This window comes from Lachnospira eligens, from assembly GCF_009680455.1.
GTDB classification, from domain to species: domain Bacteria; phylum Bacillota; class Clostridia; order Lachnospirales; family Lachnospiraceae; genus Lachnospira; species Lachnospira eligens_A.
This window is the reverse complement of the sequence record NZ_WKRD01000006.1, coordinates 30,713-55,970: the sequence shown is the minus strand read 5'-3', so window position 1 is coordinate 55,970 and position 25,258 is coordinate 30,713. Positions and strand designations below refer to the sequence as shown.

21 protein-coding genes are annotated in these 25,258 nt (G+C 39.1%); 3 read left to right on the top strand and 18 right to left on the bottom strand.

The window, feature by feature from the left end:
* Nucleotides 1-10 precede the first annotated feature (10 nt).
* The 8 genes from GKE48_RS08795 to GKE48_RS08760 all read right to left on the bottom strand — a co-directional run bounded on the left by GKE48_RS08795 (nucleotide 11) and on the right by GKE48_RS08760 (nucleotide 9,136).
* Nucleotides 11-1,060, bottom strand: a complete 1,050-nt coding sequence (locus tag GKE48_RS08795) for a hypothetical protein (protein ID WP_154300883.1) — start codon at nucleotides 1,058-1,060, stop codon at nucleotides 11-13.
* On the bottom strand, nucleotides 1,060-2,340 hold the full coding sequence (locus GKE48_RS08790; RefSeq protein ID WP_022097982.1) for an ABC transporter permease: 1,281 nt from the start codon (nucleotides 2,338-2,340) through the stop codon (nucleotides 1,060-1,062). The genes GKE48_RS08795 and GKE48_RS08790 overlap by 1 nt, the downstream gene beginning before the upstream one ends.
* Before the next feature lie 18 nt (nucleotides 2,341-2,358).
* Nucleotides 2,359-3,042 carry an ABC transporter ATP-binding protein gene (locus GKE48_RS08785; RefSeq protein ID WP_154300882.1) on the bottom strand — a complete coding sequence of 228 codons (684 nt, stop codon included), beginning with the start codon at nucleotides 3,040-3,042 and terminating at the stop codon, nucleotides 2,359-2,361.
* A gap of 15 nt (nucleotides 3,043-3,057) precedes the next feature.
* Nucleotides 3,058-4,809: an ABC transporter ATP-binding protein gene (locus GKE48_RS08780; RefSeq protein ID WP_154300881.1), complete on the bottom strand. Its 1,752-nt coding sequence runs from the start codon at nucleotides 4,807-4,809 to the stop codon at nucleotides 3,058-3,060.
* Complete coding sequence (locus GKE48_RS08775; RefSeq protein ID WP_154300880.1) at nucleotides 4,809-6,551, bottom strand: ABC transporter ATP-binding protein; 1,743 nt, start codon at nucleotides 6,549-6,551, stop codon at nucleotides 4,809-4,811. Before GKE48_RS08775 ends, GKE48_RS08780 begins: the two co-directional genes overlap by 1 nt.
* 16 nt (nucleotides 6,552-6,567) lie before the next feature.
* The gene (gene fliB / locus GKE48_RS08770) at nucleotides 6,568-7,740 is read right to left on the bottom strand and encodes a flagellin lysine-N-methylase (protein WP_154300879.1); all 1,173 of its coding nucleotides are present in this window, start codon (nucleotides 7,738-7,740) and stop codon (nucleotides 6,568-6,570) included.
* 93 nt (nucleotides 7,741-7,833) lie between these two features.
* A complete protein-coding gene (locus GKE48_RS08765; RefSeq protein WP_022097977.1) occupies nucleotides 7,834-8,367 on the bottom strand; it encodes a hypothetical protein in 534 nt (177 codons plus the stop codon).
* Nucleotides 8,368-8,419: 52 nt separating this feature from the next.
* Nucleotides 8,420-9,136: a hypothetical protein gene (locus GKE48_RS08760; protein ID WP_154300878.1), complete on the bottom strand. Its 717-nt coding sequence runs from the start codon at nucleotides 9,134-9,136 to the stop codon at nucleotides 8,420-8,422.
* Nucleotides 9,137-9,227: 91 nt separating this feature from the next.
* Here GKE48_RS08760 and GKE48_RS08755 point away from each other — a divergent pair, with 91 nt between their 5' ends.
* Nucleotides 9,228-10,229, top strand: a complete 1,002-nt coding sequence (locus tag GKE48_RS08755; protein WP_154300877.1) for a hypothetical protein — start codon at nucleotides 9,228-9,230, stop codon at nucleotides 10,227-10,229.
* Here GKE48_RS08755 and GKE48_RS08750 read toward each other — a convergent pair.
* Nucleotides 10,222-10,374: a hypothetical protein gene (locus tag GKE48_RS08750; protein ID WP_154300876.1), complete on the bottom strand. Its 153-nt coding sequence runs from the start codon at nucleotides 10,372-10,374 to the stop codon at nucleotides 10,222-10,224. The two genes, GKE48_RS08755 and GKE48_RS08750, sit on opposite strands and share 8 nt — an antisense overlap.
* Nucleotides 10,375-10,771: 397 nt before the next feature.
* Between GKE48_RS08750 and GKE48_RS08745 the strand changes: the two genes are divergently transcribed.
* Complete coding sequence (locus tag GKE48_RS08745) at nucleotides 10,772-12,292, top strand: ABC transporter permease subunit (protein ID WP_173016909.1); 1,521 nt, start codon at nucleotides 10,772-10,774, stop codon at nucleotides 12,290-12,292.
* Complete coding sequence (locus GKE48_RS08740; RefSeq protein WP_118351201.1) at nucleotides 12,282-13,028, top strand: amino acid ABC transporter ATP-binding protein; 747 nt, start codon at nucleotides 12,282-12,284, stop codon at nucleotides 13,026-13,028. The genes GKE48_RS08745 and GKE48_RS08740 overlap by 11 nt, the downstream gene beginning before the upstream one ends.
* Nucleotides 13,029-13,767: 739 nt before the next feature.
* Here the strand turns inward: GKE48_RS08740 and truA are convergent.
* From truA to GKE48_RS08695, 9 genes are all read right to left on the bottom strand, one after another.
* Entirely contained in the window at nucleotides 13,768-14,517 is a 750-nt protein-coding gene (gene truA / locus GKE48_RS08735; RefSeq protein WP_055286713.1) for a tRNA pseudouridine(38-40) synthase TruA, read from the bottom strand.
* 101 nt (nucleotides 14,518-14,618) lie between these two features.
* Nucleotides 14,619-16,274, bottom strand: a complete 1,656-nt coding sequence (locus tag GKE48_RS08730) for a RecQ family ATP-dependent DNA helicase (protein ID WP_154300875.1) — start codon at nucleotides 16,272-16,274, stop codon at nucleotides 14,619-14,621.
* Nucleotides 16,267-17,886 (bottom strand): GGDEF domain-containing protein, encoded by a 1,620-nt coding sequence (locus tag GKE48_RS08725; RefSeq protein WP_154300874.1) that lies wholly within the window; start codon nucleotides 17,884-17,886, stop codon nucleotides 16,267-16,269. The genes GKE48_RS08730 and GKE48_RS08725 overlap by 8 nt, the downstream gene beginning before the upstream one ends.
* A gap of 154 nt (nucleotides 17,887-18,040) precedes the next feature.
* Nucleotides 18,041-19,090 (bottom strand): type IV pilus twitching motility protein PilT, encoded by a 1,050-nt coding sequence (locus GKE48_RS08720; RefSeq protein ID WP_022097969.1) that lies wholly within the window; start codon nucleotides 19,088-19,090, stop codon nucleotides 18,041-18,043.
* Between the two features lie 74 nt (nucleotides 19,091-19,164).
* Complete coding sequence (locus GKE48_RS08715) at nucleotides 19,165-19,806, bottom strand: endonuclease III domain-containing protein (RefSeq protein WP_154300873.1); 642 nt, start codon at nucleotides 19,804-19,806, stop codon at nucleotides 19,165-19,167.
* 3 nt (nucleotides 19,807-19,809) lie between these two features.
* Complete coding sequence (locus GKE48_RS08710; protein WP_012739929.1) at nucleotides 19,810-21,276, bottom strand: sodium-dependent transporter; 1,467 nt, start codon at nucleotides 21,274-21,276, stop codon at nucleotides 19,810-19,812.
* Nucleotides 21,277-21,349: 73 nt separating this feature from the next.
* Complete coding sequence (locus GKE48_RS08705; protein ID WP_154300872.1) at nucleotides 21,350-23,050, bottom strand: extracellular solute-binding protein; 1,701 nt, start codon at nucleotides 23,048-23,050, stop codon at nucleotides 21,350-21,352.
* Nucleotides 23,051-23,054: 4 nt separating this feature from the next.
* Entirely contained in the window at nucleotides 23,055-23,903 is an 849-nt protein-coding gene (locus GKE48_RS08700) for a sugar ABC transporter permease (RefSeq protein WP_012739931.1), read from the bottom strand.
* A complete protein-coding gene (locus GKE48_RS08695) occupies nucleotides 23,900-25,237 on the bottom strand; it encodes a carbohydrate ABC transporter permease (protein WP_055215877.1) in 1,338 nt (445 codons plus the stop codon). The genes GKE48_RS08700 and GKE48_RS08695 overlap by 4 nt, the downstream gene beginning before the upstream one ends.
* Between the last annotated feature and the right edge of the window lie 21 nt (nucleotides 25,238-25,258).

Genomic DNA, 25,258 nt, shown 5'->3' with positions numbered 1-25,258 from the left:
TCCCATCCTCCTACTTAAGCATATACCACGGAAGCAGCAATGCTCTTATATATTTTGCAAATGGCACATATGCCGTTATGTTAATGAATACCGGACATAATATAAGACACGCTATAAGAAGCACCGGTATTATTGAAATCATTGCATTGGCTCTCCTTACAGGTATTGCCACAAGCCATGCAAATAAAGTAACCGCTATTACATACACAACCATATGAAGTATATCTGCTGCCCCCTTAAGTTGTCCTGCCACCGCAAGTGTTAACATTGCTGATACTGCAAAAAGTACACATGATATAAATGCATACAACGGCTTTCCTGCCACACGGTACATACGAGGCAGTGTTATAAATGTTCCGGAATTCTTATCAAGATAATATTCCACGATTCCAAAAAGTCCGCCTATATATACAAGAATTATAAGTAATGCCCTTAACGGAAACTCTCCTGTCTTATCTTCAAGCTGTGTCCCATTATCCTGTACACCATCTAGCACCTTAAAATCAATTCTGAATGTGTCATCTCCGGATATGTATTTCTCGTACCCTTTTCTTATCTCTTCCTCTGCCTTTTCTGAATGCTTTTTAAATATGTCTACAGAATTAACATAATTAACTGCAACCTCAGGCGAATATGCCTTAAACATAGCAGAAAAGAATATCTCATCAGTCATTGAGCTGACAAAATCTGACCTGCATATGATAAGCTCTATAATGTCTCTGTAGCTGCCACTGTCAAGCTTATCCTTAAGCCCGGTACCAACCACATAGCCACACTCTGTGTATTTATTCATTATATCCTGTTCAAGCTTTTCCTGCGATTCTGCTTCGTAAAATTGAACTGAATAATCGCCATTTACAAGATAATCTCTTGTCATTATGGCAATCTTATCGTCATCTTCAAGCACTATTCCAACCCTTACAGGCTCTGTCTCCTTAAGAGACGCTGTATTCGTAATTATTAACGCTGCAACAGGCATTGCAATAAGCACCACGACAATCACAGGATTCTTTAACTGCCTTTTAACAAGCAGATACAGCCAGTATAACAATCTCTTCATTATCTGTCTCTCCTTATCTTAACCGCCAATGCCCCTGCTGCCTGAAATATAATTATCCACATAACATTTGTCATAATGGTACTGATATCCACAGTTCCCTTGATTATCTGACATGCAAGTGTGAATAAGCCGTTAGTCGGAAGATACATGCCAATAACCCTCACACCCGGCGCAAGAAATGCTGATGAAACAATACATCCGGATGCATACATGCACGCCATTCCAAGGATACACACCGTAATAACTGAATACACCGTGTCGTCAACTACTGAGAATATACAGTTTATAAATGAAACTGCCGCATACACAAGCACCACAATCCCCAGTATGGAAGCAATGAATTCTCCAACTGTCGAAACTGCCAGAACTCCTGATATTGCAGGCACCCCCAGCCTCATTACATTAATTATAATAAAAAGCACTTCAAATATCATTATATACACAATGCCAACTCCGGTAGTTCTTGCAATTCCGGTATCAAATGCTGATATTCCCGCACCTTTAAGGCTCTTTGCAAGCGACCTGCTCTCCCCCTTCATATTGCCGGCACATGTTATTGTGCTAAGTAAAAGCAGCATCACAATTGCTGTGCATACATAAAACTGTACTGTACTCAAGCCTTCTTTAACCGATATATCTCTTGTCTTAAAGTATATGCTTCTGTTAAGTGCATACGAAAGATATATGTCATTAAGCTCATTCTCATGTGTACCCCGCAAGCCCCTGTAATTCTTAAGCACACCATTGAACAAATCGTCAAATGTATATATCCCCGCCTCTGCAGTTGCAAGGTCTGAGCCTCCTGCCCTCACCATCTCACGGAATATCATCGAAGTATTATTAACACCCTCTGACTGACACACAACCTCAACAGGTGTATTCTCGCCCGACATAATATCACTTATCATATTCTCTGGCACAATAATAGCCATAACATAATAATTATTTCTTAATCCATCTATAGCCTGCTGTCTGTCAGTATATTCAAATGTACAGACATTCTTAATTGTGTCTATCTCGCTGACATAATTGAATGCCATCTTAATATATCGAAACTCCTTATTATTATCTGCCGAATCAGAGTTTTCTGTGTCATCATAATCAGGATACACAACAGCAACCTTCATCCTCATGTCGCTGTCCTGTGCCGTTGCAATGCCTATGCATGTACTTATTGCAATAACAAGCACTGCCGTCACTATCGTACCCAGAATTATCTTCGGTATAGATAAAAATGCGGATTTAATCTGCAATTTTAATAATTCCAGTTTCCTTCTCATCTAATCCCCCAATTAAATCTATCTGTGAATAATCTCTAAAAGCTCATTGCCGGTAACCGGATGGTCAAGTTCATTAAGCTTACCATTCTTTAAAAGATACATTCTGTCAGCAAGCTTTAATTCACCTTCTTCGTGGCTTGTTATGATGACTGTACCTCCGCTTTTCGTGTAAGCAGACAGATAATTCATAATATCCTGTTTACACACAATATCTAATGAAGCTCCCGGCTCATCTAATATAAGTACGGGTGGATTCTTAGCCAGTGCACAGCATATGCTTAAGCGCTTCTTCATGCCTCCTGACAGCTTATCAACACGTTTGTCAAGATATTCTGACACTCCTAACACTGCAGGAACACCGCCCTGTAAGTCTGCGTCCATGTTTCTTCCTGTATCACAGTACCAGAATTTAAGATTATCTCTTGCCGACAGCTTCTCCATAAGTGGATTCTCCTGTGGCACAAAACCAATATATTTCTGAAACACCAACGCATCTGCAAATGCGTCAATGCCATCTATCTTAAGACTTCCTCCATCTGCCTTAAGACTTCCTGCCAGTATCTCCAGAAGAGTAGATTTGCCACAGCCGTTGGCACCGACTATGGCAATATACTCTCCGCTGGCAGCATGAAACGAAGCGCCGTTAAGCACTATCGTTTTCCTGCCATATGATTTTCTAATATTTTCCACCTCTATAAACATACATATATCTCCACATTAATTCTGGGCTGCTGTATCAAACTGGCTGTAATACAGCTTGTGATAGAATCCGTTCTTAGCCAGTAATTCTTCATGATTACCCTGCTCTATAATATGTCCGTCTTTCATAACAAGAATAACATCCGCAGACTGGATAGTTGAAAGTCTGTGGGCTACAATAAAGCTTGTTCTTCCCTCCATCAGCTTTGCAAATGCATTCTGTATCTTTATCTCTGTTCTTGTATCAATAGAAGATGTAGCCTCATCAAGAATAAGCATTGGCGGCTTTGCAAGCATAATTCTTGTTATACATAAAAGCTGCTTCTGTCCCTGTGAAAGGCTTCCACCATCCTCGCCTATAACTGTGTCGAATCCGTTAGACATTCTCTTGATGAATCCATATGAATGTGCTGCCTTGGCTGCTGCAATAATCTCTTCCTCTGTAGCATCAGGCTTACCCATTACGATATTCTCTCTTATAGTTCCTGACTTTAGCCATGTCTCCTGAAGAACCATACCAAAACCCTGTCTTAAAGACTTTCTGGTCATCTGTCTTATATCCGTTCCTGATACATCAATACTTCCGCTGTTAACATCATAGAATCTCATAAGAAGATTAATAACTGTTGTCTTTCCACAACCCGTAGGTCCGACAATCGCTATTCTCTGTCCCTTCTTGACATGAAGATTGAAGTTCTCAATAAGCTTCCTGTCAGGTACATAGGAAAAGCATACATCATTAAGATCAACTGTTCCGTCAACCTCTTCAACAACCTTTGCATCTTTTGCATCAGGAATCTCAGGGTCTTCTTCAATAAGTTCAAATATTCTGGCTGCACATGCAAGAGCATTCTGAAGTTCAGTAACAACGCCTGATATCTCATTAAAAGGCTTAGTATACTGGTTGGCATAACTTAAGAAACTTGATAACTGACCAACTGTGATACCGCCATTTATAGCTGAAAATGCACCAACAATCGCAACGCTAGCATATACAAGGCTGTTTACGAATCTTGTTGAAGGGTTAGTAATAGATGAGAAAAAGATTGCCTTTAAGGAATACTTCTGAAGTCTTTCATTAATCTCATCAAATTTTCTTACCGCCTCATCTTCATATCCGTAAGCCTTAACTACCTTCTGTCCGCCAATCATTTCATCAATAAGTGCTGTCTGCTCGCCTCTTGTCTCAGACTGGAGTTTGAACATGCTGAAGGTCTTCTTGGCAATAAAGCTTGCAACTAAAAACGAAAGTGGCGTGATAACAACAACAGCAAGTGTAATCTTAGCATTGATTGTAATCATAAATATAAGTGTTCCAAGTATAGTCATGACACCTGTAAAAAACTGTGTGAATCCCATAAGCAGACCATCTGCAAACTGGTCAACATCAGCTATTACACGGCTCACAATCTCACCATATGAATGTCCGTCAATGTACTTGAGTGGAAGCACCTGAATTTTTTCTATAGCCTCATTTCTTATATCTCTTGTTACTTCATATGTGATTCTGTTGTTACATATGTTCATAAGCCACTGTGAAAGTGCTGTAATTCCAACAAATATACCAATTCTTATAAGTATATTCACAATCTTTGCAAAATCCACATTATTCACACCGATAATGCAGTCAATTCCACGACCCACAAGAATTGGCACATAAAGTGTAGTTGCAACAGTTACTGCTGCCATAATAAGCGATAGTATTATAAAAAAGCTGTGCTTCTTAATTCTTTTAAGGAGTTTTACAAATGTTGATTTATTCTTCTTCATTATGCTACACCCCCTTCTGAATCTGCTTTCTTAAACTGTGATTCATATATTTCTTTATAAACCTCACAATTTGCAAGAAGCTCGTCATGTGTTCCCATTCCTGCAACCTGTCCGTCATCTAATACGATAATGAGATCAGCATACATAAGTGATGCCGCTCTCTGTGAAACTATGAACACAGTGGGAGAATTGTTCATTCCCCTTATAGCTTTTCGAAGTGCTGCATCAGTTGCAAAATCAAGAGCTGATGCACTGTCATCAAGAATAAGCACATCCGGCTTTCTTACGATTGCTCTTGCAATAGTAAGTCTCTGTCTCTGGCCACCTGAAAGGTTCTTACCTCCCTGCTCTATAACATAATCCAGACGTCCCTGCTTAGAATCTACGAATTCCTTAGACTGTGAAATCTCAAGTGCTTCATCTATCTGCTCATCAGTAGCACCCTTCTTTCCCATCCACATATTCTCTCTTATAGTACCTTTAAAAAGTACTGCTTTCTGCATAACGATACCGACCTTATTTCTTAAAGCCTCAATATCATAATCTTTAACATTTACACCATCAACAAGTACTTCACCCTGTGTAGCGTCATACAGTCTCGGAATAAGATTAACAAGACTGGATTTACCTGAACCTGTGCCACCTATAACACCGATTGTCTGGCCTTTCATAGCCTTGAAATTAATTCCTTCAACTGAAGGTGCACCTGAACCACTGTATGTAAGTGAAACATTCTTAAATTCAACACCTGGCTGTTCTTCCTTAGCTACAGCTTCCTTAACGCTGCCATCTGCCATTCCAGATGTTACATCGAATACAGACTCAATTCTTCCTGCACATGCAAGTGCCTTAGTTATTGTAATGATAAGATTGGCAAGCTTGATAAGTTCAACTAATATCTGTGACATATAATTGTAAAGTGCAACGACCTGTCCCTGTGTAAGCGCACCGGCGTTAACTCTTACTCCACCAATCCATATAAGTGCAATTATTGATACATTTACAACAACATAAGTAAGCGGATTCATAAGTCCTGATATCTTACCAACATATTTCTGTAATCTGTTAAGGCTTTCGTTATCATTTTTGAAACGCTTAACCTCATCCTGTTCCTTATTGAATGCTCTGATAACTCTCACACCGGTAAGGTTCTCTCTTGTTATTCCAAGAATCTTATCAAGTCCTGACTGTACATTTTTGTACATAGGTCTTGTTGCAAGCATGATACCGAATACGATAAGTGCAAGTACCGGGATTGCCGCAACAAATACAAGGGCTGCCTTCACATCAATAGTAAATGCCATAATCATCGCACCAAATACAATAAATGGTGAACGAAGGAACAGTCGCAGTACCATGTTGATACCATTCTGTACCTGATTAATATCACTTGTCATTCTTGTTACAAGTGTCGATGTACCAAGTGTATCCATCTCTGTGAATGAGAATGTCTGGATATGTGCAAATAAACTGTGTCTCATTCCTGTTGCTGCACCAACTGCAGCCTTGGCACTGAAATACTGTGCTGTGATGGCACATACAAGTCCTATGATTGCAAGAAGTATAAGCATAAAACACATCTGCATAATGTATCCCTTGTCTGCATTAACAATACCCTTATCGATAACTGATGATACTACCAGCGGCACAAACAACTCAAATATTGCTTCGAGCATCTTAAAAAGCGGTGCCAGAACGCATTCCTTCTTGTAATCTTTAAGGAATCTCATAATCATTTTCATAAGAAAACTTCCTCCATTAATTCAGTGACACTAAAGCATCCATAAGAAACTCATACGAATAGCATCTCTTAGTGCCAAAGTACTCTCTATAAACTTCATAATTGTAATATGAATGTTCAAACTGTCTTGAATACAAATGTGCTATATCAACGCGCATTGTAAAATCTGGCATACAGCCGGACGCCTGATTAGCTGCTGCCATAATGTCCACTGCAAGTATGCCTATAACCGCATTCTTTGCTTTAAGCAGGATATCGTAATCATTCACTGCGTCAAGCATGTATCTATACACATAGTACATTGCAAGCTGCTCATATTCATGTGCATATGCTTCACTTCCCGCATGGTAAGTTTTCATTACCGCTGCAAGCCCAGAATCATCCGCCAGCCCGTCTAGGAACCGTCTTACTCTCGCCACATGAATATTCCAGTCAGGATTGATTACCTCCATTCCTTTAAAGTCATCAAAGAAATGTCTCAATCCCTTTATCAGCCTTTTGCCATGCAGCTTCTCATCCCGGCTTTTTAGTCTGTCAATCAGCTCCTCTCTGTAATCAGCTCCACAGAACCGCTTTGCAACACCAGCTATAAGCTCGTCCCTTTCAGCATCAAGATGCTTCTGGATACGCTTTGCATAATCAAGATAGAGCATCAGCCTCTCAAATATACTTATATCCCTGTCTGATATTATTCCAAAAGCCACTATTCTTGCCTGCCGAAGCTGCATATATGTATATGCATCTATATCATTAGGCTCCAGCGTAAGACTGTTATCCTCAATCGTATCAAATGTAAGTTCATCTTTGTAAGAAAACATCAGCTCACCAGCCGTCTTACACGAGTGGGCTATTCCAATTTCTCTTATATTGCCATAATCGTTAATAAATCTTGGAAACTCTGCACATGTTTCACACAGCTTATCCTCTCCAAGTTCTATATATAAATCGCACAGATTATCATCATTAAGAAAAGGACATCGTCCTCCTTCTTTCAGTGTAAATGTACATTCTCCGTCCTGGGATGGTACCATTACACTCTTCAGGCGCTTTCCAAAAGCACCTTTAACTGTTTTATAATATTTGTAAGAATCCTTATCAACATCGACATCCCACCCGGCACAGCATGTATCTGTACAGGCTCCCGCAATGCATCTGAAATCCTTATAATAATGTGGTGTCATTACTTTCATTTTATTATCTCCCGCATATAAACCGGCATGTTAAGTGCATCTGTTAACTACGCAAAAATTGTCTGCCACACCTTATTAGTGTAGCAGACACATTTACATGTACATATTATTATAATTACTGTTCTTTTTCTTGTCTACAATATACTTATACACTGTGACACACGCAAGAATAATCATAAGTCCCTCTGCTGCCATGTATGTATAGAACAGATATGGCTGTCTTAACGCTGACACAAGAAGCGGTGAGCTGACTGCAAAATCATACATTCCCGTATCACCTATATATTTAGACATAACAACCGTACTCATGATTGTTATATTAGGAAAAGACATATTACCAAGCACAAGTGCCACAATCAGCACCGTATTGCGTATCAGAAAAAATGTCCTGCTCACCTTAGCTTTACTAAGACAGCTCATAACAATGCCTCCAATTATACATACAAGAAATAAAAGAAACATCATATACATCTCAGAAGCTGCAAATGCAGACACTTCTGTTGTCGCAGTCTCATATCCTGTAAGCAGTGCAAAGAACCCAAATATAGAGCGGCCACCCATAATACATGCCGCCACAACAAATAATAATAGTAAAAAATTCCTTCTGTTTAGCTTCCTGTTATCCATAATTCCTCCATTTGCATTATTATCGCAATTATGGAGGAAGATTTCAAGTAATTTATATAAACTTACTGCGCCACTTAATTGCCTCATCCCTATACGCAATTGCCGTCTCCATAAGTTCATTATACTGTGCCTTTACACTTTCTATTGTTGCCTCAAGCTGGCTTATTGTCTGTATTGCCTGTCTGTTTTCCTGCATATATGTATTAAGCTGGTTTTCGTACTCTGATATTTTCTGTTCACTCTGCATCAGCATGTCTGTATCCTGACATTTAATGAATTTCCCATCTGATGTTATTTCGTAGAAACTGTCTACATACAAAAATGCTTTTCCCTGCATTCCAAACACTTCATACATATCAACATTTTCACAATCAACAGGAATATTAAGACTGTCACCTTCTTCCAGTGGGTAGACAGCTCGCAGCGACAGTCTGTCCGTAAGCGGGTTTGTCACCATATAAAACAGCATTAACCTGTCTTTATTTACTACAAGCTGTGGACAGTGCATATCTGGGTTCTCGCTGCTTTTCACACGAAAAAGCGCTTCGTTGTTCATCACATTTTTAACAAGAATATCTCCGTTCTGGTTCTGATATGCATAATATATTGTGTCTCCCAACACTACATCTGAAAGTCCGTCCAAAAAGTCTGACACAAGCATTATCGGGCGTTCTATACCGTCTATGTACGCCGTTCTCAAAAATATATATCGTGATATGCTATAGATTATAAGCCGTCTGTCACTGCCTGCCGTGTATACATTTGCCATAAAAGGACACTCCCGTTTTTATATTATTATATGGTCACGTGAATGTAGATAGAACATATAATGTAGTAAAGAAACGAAGAAGGAAAAGATAATGGCTAAATGTAAATGCAGCAAATGTGGTTCTACCCGCATTGTAAGCAATATCGTGCAGAACATGCCTAATGGCTGCTTTGATGTATGCACGAACCCGATATGCGGTTCCCCCGATGAACTCAGTATTCTTGCCCCTCTTATCTATGATGAGATAGGTATTAATCTGTGTACCACATTCGCTGTCGGCACAGATATTTCAACGACTTATCCAACAGCTACCAACGCATCAGTCAGTGTTATAGATATAGCCTACACTTATGGTGATGAAAATGTTGAAATCACCCAGATAGCCGGAAGGCCTAACTGCTACTCTGTGAAACTTGCCAACCTTACTGTAACATTTGCAGTAACGCTTTATGATGAGTCATGCAGGGCATTAGCAACTCTTACCCCAACGGCAGTCTACCTTCCTAACTCAACTACTGCTGCAACTTATGATGAAGATACCAATCCGACATCTGTCACCCTTGAAATATTCGCTCCTTACGGAGTTTCCTACAACTCGAATAACGCAACTCCACCTGTTTATACGCCTGCACTTAACAGTATAGGTTTCTTGTCATCTGCCAATGTTGTAACCCAGGGACTCAACCTTTATGCAATACCTAAGCTTTTAGGTCTTGATACTACAGATGACGAGGTTACTGTAGGTCTCACTCTCATCTTACAGAGCCTTTACTTCTGTGGATACCGCGTAACAAGTGCCGGCAGAATCTCAACGCCTAAGGGAAGCATTGTTTCCGGTGAAGAATCTGACTGCATCAAGTTTGTTTGCGGAAACCTCTTAGACAGAGCCATCAAGCCTCTCGATTTAAGTCCACCTTCATGCGAAGGTAACTTAAAGAAAGACTGCAAGAAGCCTTGCATGAATGACTGCACCGACACTCTTAACACTAACAACACAGCCTGCCAGAGCGCATGTAATAATGGCAATAACAGCCAGACTTCCTCTGGTGCATGCACCGGACCTTGCAATGGCATATGCAGCAAGACTAACTAATAACCTCAATCTGTGGGAACAGACGCCTGCCTGGCGGCTGTTTCCATGTACATATTTTCTTCTTTTGGACTTCCTCTGTGCATTCCTCTGCTTCAACGTCCAATCCACCACGCCGCTTCGTTCCTTTTGGACTTTCTCCGTGCATTCCTCCGCTTCAACGTCCAATCCACCACGCCGCTTCTTCCCTTTTGGACTTCCTCTGTGCATTCCTCTGCTTCAACATCCAATCCCAATCTATACGCTCACATTTTCTTCCATCGCAAATATTTTAATTGCTAATTTCCCTACTATGTGTGTATAATTAATGAAATATATTATATTAAACTGTTGTATACACAGTCGTAAAGTGAATATATTTAGCTGTGGATGCTCTTCGGAGTAGCCGGCACTTGGTAAACCGCAAGCGGCTTTTGAAAAAAGCCTAATTGCGGTGAACTTAGTGTCCGTTGCTAGCGACAAGAAGCGAAAGCGTGCTCCGCAGCTAAATATATTCGCTTTGCAGCGTCCGTATACACCACAGTTCGCATGGAAAGGAGTTACTAATGAATTTTAAAAAGTACAGGTCGAAATTCCTTTTGGTTTTTGCGACCCTCACTCTCTTGTTCTCTTCTGTTCTTCTTACTTCATGTCAGGGCAAAAAGATTAAGAACACTGTATTTTCTGTAGATGATCTTGCAGGCAAGACTATTGGTGTTCAGTTAGGAACAACTGGTGATACTCTCGTAAGTGATTACGAAACTGATGGTTCTGGCACAACAGTATCAAGATACAACAAAGGTTCTGATGCTATACAGGCTTTAAAGCAAGGTAAAGCTGATGCTGTTGTTATTGATGAACAACCTGCTTTAGCATTTGTTAAAGCTAATCCAGACCTTACAATTCTTGAAGAAGAATTTGCAAATGAGGATTATGCCATCTGTGTTGCTAAGGGCAATTCCCTTACTGCAAAGCTCAATGAGGCTATTGAAGTACTTATGGCAGATGGAACTATCCAGAAGCTTATTGACGATTATGTTGGCGATAATGCTACATTTTCTGGTTACAAATCACCAGACGGTATAAGCCGTACTAATGGAACTCTTGTTATGGCTACAAATGCTTACTTCAAGCCATACGAGTACTATGAAGGGGGTTCTATTATTGGTATTGACGCTGATATTGCACAGGCTATTGCTGATTACCTCGGAATGAATTTAAAAATTGAGGATATGGAATTTGATTCAATTATCACTGCCGTATCTTCTGGTAAAGCTGATTTCGGTATGGCTGGTATGACAGTTACTGATGAGCGTAAGAAAAATATCGATTTCACAACTACTTATACAACTTCTAAGCAGGTTATTATTGTCCGTGACGACAATGCTTCTGCATCAGGCATGAGTTTTGCTGAGAAGTTCAAGACAGACTTCATCAAAGAAGCAAGATACACTTATCTTCTAAAAGGTCTGTTAAACACAGTAATTATTGCATTCTTTGCAGCACTTATGGGTGTTGTTATTGGTTTCCTTATTGCAGTTGTCCGTTCTAACCATGATAAGACAGGACACATGAAGGTTCTTAACTTCATTTGCAACATTTATCTTACTGTAATCAGAGGAACACCAACTATGGTACAGCTGCTTATTATCTACTATGTAATATTCAGTTCTGTACATATTGACAAGCTTATTGTTGCGATACTTGCATTTGGTATCAACTCAGGTGCTTATGTTGCCGAAATATTCCGTTCAGGTATTATGTCTATTGATAACGGACAGTTTGAAGCAGCACGAAGCCTTGGTCTTTCTTATAAAACAACTATGATAAGTGTTATTCTTCCACAGGCATTCAAGAATGTTCTCCCAGCACTTGCTAATGAGTTCATTGTTCTGTTAAAGGAAACATCTATCAGCGGTTATATCGGTCTTAACGACCTTACAAGAGGCGGCGATATTATCCGAAGCATAACTTATGATCCAATGCTTCCACTTATTGGTGTTGCCATCATCTACCTTGTAATGGTTATGGGACTTTCACAGCTTGTTAAGAAACTTGAGAGGAGGTTAAGAAACAATGAGCGATAATACTAACGAAATCATACTTGAAGTTAAGGATTTGAAGAAATCTTTTGGCGACCATGTTGTATTAGAATCAATCAATACAACAGTCCGCAAAGGAGAGGTTATTGCAATTATCGGACCATCTGGCTGCGGTAAATCAACATTTTTGCGTTCACTTAACCTTCTTGAAACTCCTACAGAAGGTCATGTATTATTCCATGAGCAGGATCTTACAGATAAGAGTGTAAATGTGGATGAATTAAGAGAGAAGATTGGAATGGTGTTCCAGCATTTTAACCTTTTCCCTAATATGACTATAAGAAGAAACATAACTCTTGCTCCTACTAAGCTGGGACTTATGAGTAAGGAAGAAGCTGATAAGAAAGCTGATGAGCTTCTTGCAAGAGTGGGACTTTCTGACAAAGCCGATGCTTATCCTAACCAGTTAAGTGGTGGTCAGAAGCAGCGAGTTGCTATTGCAAGAGCACTCGCAATGAATCCTGAGATAATGCTTTTCGACGAGCCGACATCCGCACTTGATCCTGAAATGGTTGGTGAGGTTCTCGCAATAATGAAGGAACTTGCTGCATCAGGAATGACAATGATTGTCGTAACTCATGAGATGGGATTTGCAAAAGAAGTTGCCAACAGATGCATGTTCTTCTATGATGGAGTCATCAATGAAGAGGGGGCTCCGGAAGAATTCTTTGGCAATCCTAAGAGTGAGCGATTGAAGGATTTCTTGTCGAAGGTGCTTTAATTAGTACAAAGGTGGGCATTGAAATAGGGAGATGTTATACAAGCCCTCATGGATGCCTGCACCTAGTGTAAGTAAATGCCGTCATATACAATGTTTTTTAGCTGTGTAAAAATCAAACGCGCTTCGCTTGAACGAGATTTTTACACAGCACTTTTTGTATATAACGGCATTAACTTACACACGGTTCGGCATAAATCGGTCTTGCATAACATCTCCCAATCTCAAAGCCACCACCCCGCTACTAGGCAGCCAAAATAAGTGCAGACATGCAGTACAGTATACATTACATCTCTATTGGTATTCCCATATGTTCATTCCATATTTCTTCTGCATTATCTGCAATAGATCCCTGCACTATATGCAAAATGTTATGAAAAATTTTGTTCAAGTCCATCAAAACAAACATATCCACACCCAAAATGCAATGCCGCAGGCGAGCATTCGTCCGTAGGCTGACTACTTGGTGAAGAAGAAGTCAGCCGTACAGTATGCTGTGGGATAGGTGTGTGGTGTCCTTAGGTGTATGCCCGAATATTCTTATGTCGTGTGAAAGTTAATGCCGCAATCTGCTAAAGGTTGGGACTTGTAATCTCGTTCAAGCGAAACGCGTTTGATTACAAGTCCCATTATAAACTTAGCAGATTGCGGCATTTAGTTTCACTAGACATAAGAATCCTGAGGGCAGATGCCTAAGGACACCACACACCCTTCCACAGCACACTGTACGGTGTCCGGCCTATCAAGCCTCCTTCGAGTAGTCAACCTTCAAAAGACACAGCCCCTTCGCCGGCGCAGTTGCACCTGCAAGACTTCTGTTTCGTGCCTCTAAAAGTTCATACATACTCTCCGGTGTTCTCTTTCCCTGTCCAACTTCAAGAAGTGTACCACTTAATATTCTTACCATATACTGTAGGAATCCACTTCCATGATATGTAAGATTAAGGAACGAGCCCTTTAAAGAAACATCTATTGAATATATCTCACGGACTGTCGATTTCTTCATCTTGGGATTACCACAAAATGATGCAAAATCATGTTCTCCAGTAAGTATGTCTGCTGCCCTCTTCATGGCTTCAACATCCAGCTTACCCTCAATTATGTTGACATATTTTCTGTTAAATACAGGCTTCTTATCCCCAACATAACATGTATAGCAATAAGTTTTCCCCTGCGCATTGTAACGGCTGTGGAATCTGTCAGATGCAACACGGACCTCCTGCACACAGATATCTTCTGGAAGATATCTGTTCATATAATCGCATATCTCATCTTCCTTCATCTTAGTTTCCATATGTACATTGGCAACCATTCCTTTTGCATGCACTCCGGCATCTGTTCTTCCTGCACCTATAACCTCAACATCAGTTCCTGTCATGGCAGAAAGCACTGATTCTAACTTGCCCTGAATTGTCATATCTGTAGTTGGCTGATGTTCCCAACCATAATACCTTGTACCATCATAAGTTATTATCATCTTATAATTCTTCATTCATATCTCCCATTCATTCTTCTGATTTGAACCCACATAATTTCATACAATTAACATCTGTAATCTCATCTCGCAAAATACTGTCCATAAACACTTTTATATCATCTTGCCAGATTCTGCTTCATTCCATCAAGGAAATCATATATCTCATCCATAAATACCTTACCATAACGCTCATATTTATTTTCGCCGACACCGCTTACTGACAACATTTCTTCTTCACTGAATGGTACTTTAATACACATGTCTATAAGCGTCCTATCTGAAAATATTACATATGGCGGAACGCCTACTGAAACAGCTATCTGTTTTCTTAACTCGCGCAGTCTGTTAAACAACATAACGCCTCTGTCATTAAGTGCATCCTCAGGCTTCTTTGATTTAGACGTTGCATATGCTGATTTTGCAGCTGCTGCAGAACGCTTCATCCTGTCTGCCACCATTGCAGCATTCCTTGATACAGGTGCACTAAAACGGTTGCCCGGATACATATAAGCTTCGTCTGCTTCCTGCTCTGCCTCATCAACAACACAGTTAGAACAGTTATGGCAGTTGTATCTTCCACCCTTTGGATTGTCTGGTCTTTCTCCAAAATATTTAAGTATATACTCTCTTAAACAGCCTGTTGTCTTACAATAATCAACCATTGCATTAAGTCTTCTTTTATCAAGAATCATCAGCCTTGCCTGTTCTTCTGCATCAATATCAGGATTAGGCTCTCTGTGTTCTATGAAGAACTTGTTGATCATAATGTCCTGCGGTGAATAGAGCAGTACACATTCTGAATCCTCGCCGTCTCTTCCTGCGCGTCCTGCCTCCTGATAATAATTCTCTATGCACTGTGGCATATTATAATGAATTACGAATCTTACATTGGACTTGTCTATTCCCATTCCAAATGCGTTGGTTGCCACAACAACAGGCTTGATATCATATATAAATGAATCCTGATTCTCTTTTCTCTCTTCTGCCGAAAGCCCAGCGTGATACTTAGTTACAGATAGTCCGTTGGCATTAAGCATGTCATAGACTTTCTCAACATTTTTCCTTGTAGCACAATATATAATTCCGCTGTCCTGTCTGTGACTTACAAGATAATCAAGTATATAAGAATCCTTGTCCTTGATATGCTTTACCTTGAATGTCAGATTACTTCTGTCAAATCCAGTAGTGAGTATAACCGGTCTTTCAAGAGAAAGAATCTGCAGAATATCGTCCCTTACCTTACTTGTTGCTGTAGCTGTAAATGCGCTTATTATCGGGCGTCTTGCCAGCTTCTTCACAAATGACAATATATTCAGATAACTTGGTCTGAAATCCTGCCCCCACTGTGATATACAGTGAGCTTCATCTACAGTAATCATAGATATCTCTACATGCGTGGCAAAATCAAGAAAGCCCCAGGTTTCCAGCCTTTCAGGTGCAACATATATAATTTTATACCGTCCCTGCTTTGCAAATGCGAGTGCCTTAGCTATCTGATTATCTGTAAGAGAACTGTTAATATAAGCTGCATGTACACCTGCCTGATTAAGTGCTCCAACCTGATCCTTCATTAGCGATATAAGTGGAGATACAACAAGAGTAATGCCGGACATTAACAATGCCGGCACCTGATAACATAATGATTTTCCCGCACCTGTAGGCATAATTCCTAACACATCCTGCCCTGCAAGAATAGCATCAACTAACTTTTCCTGACCCGGACGAAATGAATCATACCCAAAATAATGCTTTAAAATTCCGTATTTATCCATATATCACTCTCTTTTTCAATCTTCTCTTACTTTCGTACATTCTCTTATCTGCTCTACTTCTTGTATCTTCAAAGTTCTTATCTGTCTTTATATCATATTCAGCATAACCACATGCAATCTGCACATTAAGGTCTTTGATTCCAAGTTCTTCTTCAGTATACTTTTCAAGTTCCCTTAGCTGCTTTACATGTCTTCCAATATCAAAGCTTTTTTGCTTCTGATTAATTACAGTACAGAATTCATCCCCACCTATACGATAACATTTACCATGTCTGCCAAATATCTCTTTAATAATTCTGGCTGATGCCTGTATATAGGCATCCCCTGCTGCATGCCCCAGATTATCATTACACCACTTAAGGTTATTAAGGTCAAATGTCACTATAGAATACCCTTCATAATCAGAGGTTTCATATTCCCACTCCTCAAATGCAGAGCGATTATAAACCCCTGTCATAGTATCAGTTACAGCCATCTCTTTGTAGAAATCTGCCTTCTGTCCTTCCTTAATCTTCTCAAATGCTTCTGATATGCTCTCATAACCAAGCACAATAATAAATACAAGAATACCCAGTTTTCCTATAAGATCTGTCTGCTGCATTCCCTTATAATATGCAATAAGATCAACAATCATAGAAATTCCAAGTGCAGCTGCACCTATAATATTAGCTTTTACTTTCCTGTCAAAGCCTTTAACCCATACTCTTTTAATAAGAATTGCACAGAAATATACAAGTGACATAACAAGCATCATATGTATAATGTACACGCTGTTCTTAAACTCACACACACCTGTCATATGACATACAAGCAGTATTACAGCTGTTGCAGCATATATGGCACACAAGATATTATTCGCAGCACTTTTCCCTATCTGGAAAAAATTCTTCTCTGCCTGCATAAAAGGAATAGGTATCATCATAAGCAGTACATATCCTATCAGTGAACCTATCTTCCTGTCCTGCACAAGAATCGTTGCAATATCAGTCTCATTAAGAGCCCATGCACCTATAATCATTGCAAATATACCAAAATAAAACAGTGCTTGTGTCTGTGCAATCTTCTTTCTACAGAAAATCCATAATATAATCATAGCAAATCCAACTATTATTATAAACGAACTAAGTACTGCTGATGGTAAAGATTTCGCAATAAGCTCTTTTACAAGTTTTGTCTCGTCGCCATATTCAAATGTTGTTCCTCTTATCTTATGACCAGCATATACATTAGTAAGCCTTACAGTTATATCTGTTGTATATGGCGGAAGGTTCACAATCGTATAATTAGTTCCAGTGGTTGTTCCATATATAGAACTATGCGCTTTTATATAATATATAAGTCTTCCACCTGCATATACTTCTACTTCCTGATGCCTGCTTACAAATGCCAGTGCATTATTATTTCCTGCACCTGCTCTAATCTTCACATAATATTCAATTGTGTCATCTCCAATATATCTTGTATCCTCTGGTTTAACTACGACACTCGTTCTTTTATCTGCCGGTGTCACTTCATCTACAGTGCTGAATATAAATCCTGAAGCCATAAAAAGCAGAAATCCTAATAAAAATATACAGTAAAAAATCCTGTTAATTAATTTAATTCTTTTCATAAAAAAAGCCTTTCAGCCGTACTATAGTGTTATCCGTAATGAATCTAACCCTATAATACAGTAGAATGGCTTTATTTTCAAATTATTTTTTGTTGTTCTGTATTTTGTACACTATTCGCAAAGTTTTAAAACTGCATAGCACTACAAGTTACTATTATATACTTTTAGCAAGTTCAGTTGGATTCTCTGAATACTTCAAAGCTACATCCCTTGAAATAACTCTTGTCTTAACAAGATTAGCAAGCGAATAATTCATTGTGTGCATACCTGTCTGCATATTTGACTGAAGAACGGTCTGAATCTGATTAGTCTTCTTCTCTTTAATAAGATTAGATACTGCTGTATTATTAAGCATAATCTCTGTTGCAGCAATTCGTCCTTCCTGCTCTGCACGAGGTACAAGTGTCTGTGTTATAACTCCAGTTAATACAGATGCAATCTGTATTATAAGTGCAGACTGCGCCTCAATAGGGCATGCACTGATTATACGCTCAACTGTCTGTGTAGCGCTTCTTGTATGAAGTGTTGATAATACAAGATGTCCTGTTTCAGCAGCTGTAATTGCTGCATTGATAGTCTCATAATCTCTCATCTCTCCTACAAGAATAACATCCGGGTCTTCACGAAGTGCTGAACGAAGTGCTGTCGCAAAATCAGGTACATCTCTTCCTACCTGTCTCTGATGTATCATAGATTTCTTAAACCCATATACATACTCTATAGGATCTTCTACTGTTATAATATGTCTTGACATATTGTTGTTAATATAATCAATCATAGCTGCAAGTGTTGTAGACTTACCACTTCCTGTAGGACCTGTTACAAGAATAAGACCAGACCTTTTCTCAACAAGCTTAGAAAAAAGTTTTCCTGAATGTCCCAATTCTTCAAACGACGGTATAACAGAATCAAGAAGACGGATACTTGCTGCAAGATTTCTTCTCTGATGATATATATTAATCCTTAATCGTCCACCAGACTCATCAGTAGATGCCACATCAATATCTTTTCCTGCCTGAACATTCTGTATATCTTCATCACCAAGAATTGAGAATATCATATCTTCTGTTTCTTCTATCGAAGGTGTTATATCAAGAAGCTCAAGTTCACCATATTTTCTTACTGCAACCGCTTCTCCTGCAGTAATATGCAGATCTGAACACCTGTTATCTCTTGCGTATTTAATTAATTCTTTTAATTCCATGTTCCCCTCCCATACATTTTGTTCATTAGTATGAACCACAATAAAATACTACCATAATAAAAATGCATATTCAATCACACTTTTATCCCATTTTTCTTACATATATCATTAAGGCAGCATCTTTCACAGTGTGGCGTAGTACGCGCCGTACATACCTCTCTTCCGTGGTCTACAAACCGGTGGCATAATCCACTTCCTTCTTCTGGCGGGACTAGCTTCCACAATGCCATCTCAACCTTCTTAGGCTCTTTCTCGTCTTTTACAAGACCTATTCTGTTACAAAGCCTTATACAGTGTGTATCTGTAACAATTGCCGGCTTTCCGAACACATCACCCATAATAAGATTGGCACTCTTCCTTCCAACTCCAGGAAGCTTTAATAATTCTTCCATGCTGTCAGGAACTTTATCATTATACTGTTCATGAAGCATGCGCATACATGCACATATATCCCTTGCCTTGCTTTTTCCAAGACCGCAAGGTCTTATAATCTTTTCAATCTCTTCTGGAGATGCTGCAGCAAGTGATGCTATATCAGGATATTTTTCATACAGCCCCTTAACCACAACATTTACTCTTGCATCAGTGCATTGTGCCGCAAGTCTTACGCTTACAAGCAGTTTCCAGGCATCATCGTAATCAAGACTGCACTCCGAATCCGGATATTCTGCCTTTAATCTTCTTATAACCTCTAAAACAAGTTCTTTCTTAGTCATAGATTACGCATCTTTCTTCTTATAATTAGCAATTCCGAATATTGCAAGAAGCAATACACACGCAAATATCATCCAGCCAACAAGATAACCTGTTCCCCTTGGTTTAAATGTATCATAATAACCCTTAAGGTATACAACCACTATAATAGCCGGAAGTATATAACTCATATAGAATCTTAACCATTCAGGAAGCTTAGGACCTTTTCCTTCATTAGCTTCTTTTCTGAAGCCTTCCCAGCCCCAGCCGTTCTTCTTGGTACAGAATAATACAAATATCATGCTTCCAAGAGGAAGCAGATTATATGAAACAAGGAAATCCTCCAGATCCATAATTGAACTTCCCGGACCAATAGGCTGGAAAGCTGCAAGCTTGTTAAAGCCTAATACAGCAGGAAGTGAAAGCAGTATCATGAATATAACATTACCTGCAACAACCTTTTTCCTTGAAAATCCCTTAAGGTCAATATAAAAAGCAATAATGTTCTCAAATACAGCAATTACAGTTGATAATGCTGCAAATGACATGAATACAAAGAATGCTGTTCCCCATATTCTTCCTCCCGCCATATGATTAAATATGTTAGGCAGTGTTATAAATAAAAGTGATGGACCGGCACCCGGAGCAACACCATATGCAAAGCATGCAGGAATAATTATAAATCCTGCCATAAGAGCAACAAATGTATCAATCAGAATGATATTAACAGCCTCTCCACCTATTGTTCTGTCTTTCTTTAAGTAGCTTCCGAATATCTCCATTGCGCCAATGCCTACACTAAGTGTAAAGAATGCATGTGTCATGGCATCAAATATAACCGGTCCTAAACCTCTTGATTTAATAGCATCCAGATTAGGCACCATATAGAATTTAACACCTTCTGATGCATTAGGAAGTACAAGTGAATGAACTGCCAGTACCACAATAAGGATAAGAAGAAGTAACATCATAACCTTAGTAATCTTCTCAACGCCCTTCTGTAATCCTAATACACATACACCAAACGAAAGTAAAACTGCAACAATCATCCAGATTGTCATTGTACCAGGCTGTGAAAGCATAGTTCCAAATGCTCCTGAAACCTCATCTGGCTCTAAACCTGCTAACGAACCTCTTGCCTCACGCCATGCATAATAAAGCATCCATCCTGCAACCATAGTATAGAAAGCCATTAATACGTAGCTTCCTACTACCGATACCCATTTGAAATGATGCCATTTACTTCCCTTAGTCTCCAGTTCTTCAAATGCCCTTGCAGCACCTTTACCGCTTCCTCGTCCTACTGTGAACTCCGCACACATAATAGGAAATCCAAGAATTGCAAGAAATACAAGATAGATAAGCACGAATGCCGCACCACCATTTTCCCCGCATATGTATGGAAATTTCCACACATTACCAAGTCCCACCGCACAGCCAGCAGACACTAAGATAAAGCCGAGTCGCGAGCCGAATTTTTCTCTCTCTTTCAAAATAAAACCTCCATAGTTAATATATTTACATTAATTAAGATTGTATCATATATTACTATATTTTCACAGCCAATTATTTCATACTCTGACTGACTTCTGATGTAATAGTCTGACCGCCCTGTTCATTCCATTCTTTTACAAATCTATCGAAGTAAGATATATCTTCTTCTCCGCTTATAATCTTTAAATATGCCTCTTTTTCTTTAGCCTTAAGTCTCCACCAATGGCTCTTCATTGTGTCTGTGGTCTTAAAATAAAGCGAGTCAACTACCTTTATATTATCCTGTGCAATCAGACTGCATGCCTTAATTCTTGACATATACGCTGCCCATTGCGTACTTGTTTTGTTAGCATTCTTGATATACTCACTACACGCATCATAAAATGAGCGTTCAAGAAGTTCCAGACTGTCAGGATTCTTTCTTCCTGAAATTGTGGCATCTATATTCCTGTAACATATTGAAAGTGCATTATTGTAATCAACATTTATTGATAAAGGTCTTGCCGTAGGTTCAACATTAAGCTGATAGTAATTCTTGAATTCTTCTGAGTCTGTACAGTCAAATCTTACCTTATCGAACATGACGCTTATCATCTTTGCTGCAATCTCAGGATGTTCATAGCCCTTTCTTACAACAACATATTTGTAACACGGATTCTGACTGTGATAACTCGTTGTCCCATCCGAATCTGTTGCTATTAAATATGGCTGCCAGTCTGCATCCGGATTCCTGCTTACTGCATTAGCAAGCGGATTATTCGGTGCCCACCATGGTCCGAAAAACGAGCCACACAGACCATTCTCTATAAGCTCACATATATTGGTTGATGTACGCAGAAGAAAATCATTATCTATAACGCCCTGATTGTACAGACTGCTTATATATGAAAGTGCTTCTTTTGCCTCATTTGTAACCGAACCATATACAATCTCACCATCATCGTTCATTATCCACTGCTTTGGATACGCTCCAAAGCAGGCAAATATTATATCCAGCAGAAATTCACTGCTGTAACCACATTCACCTGTCACATCTGTATCCACTGCAAGCCCCACTGTATTAGGTTTTCCGGACGCATCCACGCCATTATTTCCAGGGTCTTCTGATATAAAATGCTTCACTATATTAACAACATCATCAATAGTGTGTGGCTCTGACAATCCAAGCTTATCCATCCAGTCTTTTCTTAACCACACAAGATTAGGTCCATCTGTTATATTAGTCTCCGGCAGTGCCATTATCTTTCCATCATATGTAACCATATCCTTAAGTGAATCGCCATAGCTTTCATACATTTTCCTGATTCTGTCACTTATACAGTTATTGTAGCTTTCTGTAAGGTCCTCTATAAGTCCTGCTTCCACTAACTGTTCAACCTCATCCTGACTTGATACAACCATAATATCCGGAAGGCTTCCCATTGAGATTACCATTGAAACATTAGTGTCATACTGGCTGTCGTTTGCTTCAAATACATCAACATTCTGCACATTTATCACAGACTTAATATAGCGTGTGTACGCATTATCCGTATAAGTGTCATTCTCCGGCATATTGGAATTATTAACACTTGTCATCTTTCCAAGTGTATATTCTATAGTCTCGGGGTAAGCTCCGAATGGCGTTGTCCTCGCTTCTTCCATTCTCGCATTGTATTCTTCATTATCATTAGACACAAAACCAGCCGGGCTTTTACACCCGGCTAATATAAGCATTATTCCTGTGACACCAAATGCCACACATTTTTTTAATGTTTGCTTTAATCTATTCATATATCTAACCCTTCACTGCACCTGTCATGCTTTCATTATAACATCTTTGCATTATCATAAACAAGGCTGCAATTGGAATTGATATAAGAACTGCTCCTGCTGCAAATCTTGTGTACCATACATCAACATACTCCTTTTCAAGCATCTGCCACAAGCCGATTGCAACAGTATAATACTTCGCATTTGCCCTGCAGATTACTCTTGCAAATATGAAATCTACCCAAGGTGCTATGAATGATGTAAGTATTGTATACACTATAATTGGTTTACTGAGAGGTATTGTTATCTTAGTAAATACCTGCCACTTCGTTGCTCCATCTATCATAGCAGCCTCATCTATTGTCTTAGGGATAGTATCAAAGAATCCCTTTGCAATGTAAAACTGTATTCCTGATGATGCTGAATATACAAGCACAAGCGCAACTCTTATCATTGCTCCTTCTGAAAGTCCTACTGCTTTAAGTATATAATATACGGCAACCATCGCCATAAATGCAGGGAAAAGTCCAAGTATCATTGCGATATTCATCATTGCTTTTCTCATCTTAAACTTAAGCCTTGACATACAGTAGGCTACTGACAGTACAAAAAATGTTGATATAATACATGAGAATACTGCTACTATCAGAGTATTGGTAAACATTCGTGGAAAATTAAGTATTCCTGTATCTGTAAAAAGCTTTACATAATTATCAAGTGAATACTGCTTTGGGAAGAAGGAGCTTGTATAAGCACCCTTCTGAGCCCTGAAGCTTGTGAGGAGTATCCAGAAAAGAGGACTTACCCACACTATCGCTAATATTGTAAGCACTGTATGTGCCAGTATATTTTTAATAGTCTTTTTCTTTTTCACTGGAATCCCTCCTCATCTTTATACGCTTTCGTTCTTCTGTATACAAGCAGTGAACCAATCGCTAAGAATATGAATGTCATAATACCGATAACAGCACCAAGATTATAATACTGATAATCTATTGTCATCTTGTACAGCCATGTTACCAGAAGGTCTGTCTTTCCTGCCGTTGCACCTGCCATAACCGGATCTCCCTTAGTCAGCAGATAAACAATATTAAAGTTGTTAATATTAGCAGTAAATGTCGTGATAAGATATGGTGCCGTTACAAATAACATATATGGCATTGTTATCTTAATAAACTTGACAAATCCATTAGCTCCATCTACATCTGCTGCCTCATACAGCTCCATAGGTATATTCTGTAATATACCTGTAACCTGCAGAATAGTATATGGAATACCTATCCACAGATTAACCACGATTACTGTGATTCTTGCCCAAGTCGCATTTGTAAAGAATGGCAGTGATTTTGTTATCCATCCTGCATTCTTTAAAACAACATTTACAATTCCATCCTGTGCCAGCATGCTTCTGACAATAAGAAGTGAAACAAACTGTGGAATTGCGATTGAAAGTATAAATATAAATCTCCAGAAAGCCTTGAATTTCGTACCTTTTCTGTTGATAAGCAGTGCAACAAGTATTCCGAATATGTAATTAAGAAATGTTGCAAATATTGCCCACACTATAGTCCAGCCAAATACTGACCAGAAAGACTGTCCTATCATGCTTCCTGAATCGAATATCTGCTTGAAATTCTCAAGTCCTACCCAGTCGAAAAGCACCAGATGGCTGTCAACCTTACTATAATTAGTGAATGCCATGCTTATCATGAAAATAAGCGGAAGTATTGTGAATATAAGCACACCTGATACCGGGAGTGTAAGCAGCAGCTTATGAAGATTCTCATTAAACAGCGACTTCACGTCTTCTGCAAATGTGTTTATATGCTTTCCTTTTTCCTTTAACAGCTCCAGCTTATATGAGCTTTTTACAGCACTAGCTGCAACTATTATATAAGCTATAATAATGAATATTGTTGCTATTCCATACAGAAGTATAAGAAGTGAATTATCACCTGCAACATACTCATATATTCCAAGCTTCTCATTCCAGACCTCCTGCTGCGGTCTGCTTCCAAGACCTGGAAGCATCGCAAGGCAGTTAATTCCATTCATAATCATAAAGCATACAAAGGCTGCTTCTATAGCTATATACATAATTCCCTTTATAATCTGCTTTCCTACAAGATTACCAAGTCCTGGAATCAGAATGCTTAACTTCGTAAATATATTTCCTTTTCTAAATGATTCAGTGAACTTAACTGCCATTATGCGCCACTCCTTTCAGCA